The following is a 1,224-nucleotide window of genomic DNA, read 5'->3' as shown; positions in this document are numbered from 1 at the left end:
ACTTCTTCAGATTAAAGATAACAAAGCGATGATTAAGATCCACGTTTGTATTGTGAGCAAAAATATCCTGAGAACCAGTTGTATAGGTTTCTACCGCCAAAGCCAAATCTTGAGCTTCTGGCTCTGGTTGTTCCTTCAATACCTGATGCCACTCTTTTAGCGTTGGAGTAAAATAATCTGTCAAATAGCGCTCATAAGTCACACCTGTTACCCGGTCGATAATCCCAATCTGTGCATCTGTTACCTCAGATAGAATCGATTCAAATAATCCCATCAACAAGTTTGCTTTATCTCCAATCGGATCGTCATCCTCATCGTCCAAACGATCCAAGTCTGGTAAATCTAAAAGATTGATATGTGTTTTAGAACCAATCGAAATATCCACCATCTGAGCACCGAAAGCACGGCCAATATCAGAATATTCATCTTCGGGATCCACGATGATAACTCGGTCTTCTGGATATTTCAGTAAAGTTGGAATAACTTCTCCACCCTTTATTGTTGTAGATTTACCAGATCCTGAAGAACCTAACACAACTCCTGAACCCGTGTTCAAATCACGTTTTCGATCTAGTGTAATGATATTGTTTGATAACTGATTTTGACCATAGTAGCGAGCGAGTGAGCTTTCAGACTTCAAGTCCACGTTGGTAAAAGGAACTTGCGTAGCAATATTAGCTGTTGTCATCTTTCTCATGAAATTCTTCTTCACATTTACGAAGCATTCTCCAATAGGTAGAATCGTATTTAGAGCCTCTTCCTGGTAATAATAAAGATCTTCAAATTCTACCCCTAGCTTCCGTCCAGCACGCTTAATCTTCTGCTCATTACGTTGTAGTTCCTCCTGGCTATCTGCCTTAAAATACACTGCAATCAAACCAGAAAAGATTTTCTGATCATACTCAGTAATCTCATCTCGCCACTTCTTGGTAGCTTCTGAGATTTCTTGGTCACGACCAGCAACCACTGCATCATCAAAGATACCAGATTGAGCAGCCTTACGTTTAGAACGTAGCTTCCCAATTTCAGCATCTGTTTCTGCATCGTCAATCTTCTCTAAGATTTCAACATTCTCATAGGGTTCTGCATGAATAATAATAGCCAATTCAAATCCAAGTGTCGTTAAATCACGAATGAGACGATCAGACATCCAGTTAGGATATCGGTGAGCATAGAGTACCTTAGCCCAACTATCATCAATAATCATCCGTTTTTCTTGAAACT

Annotated in this window: 1 protein-coding gene; it reads right to left on the bottom strand. The window is 39.7% G+C overall.

Annotation, left to right across the window (positions count from 1 at the left end):
- On the bottom strand, positions 1-1,224 hold a 1,224-nt coding region (locus tag HMPREF2837_RS09500; RefSeq protein WP_148131865.1), incomplete at both ends, for a VirB4-like conjugal transfer ATPase, CD1110 family.

Origin of the sequence: Streptococcus sp. HMSC071D03, from assembly GCF_001812125.1 — a bacterium.
Taxonomy (GTDB): Bacteria; Bacillota; Bacilli; order Lactobacillales; family Streptococcaceae; genus Streptococcus; species Streptococcus pseudopneumoniae_N.
Note: the sequence above shows the minus strand (reverse complement) of the source record. Positions and strands in the feature narration are given on the sequence as shown.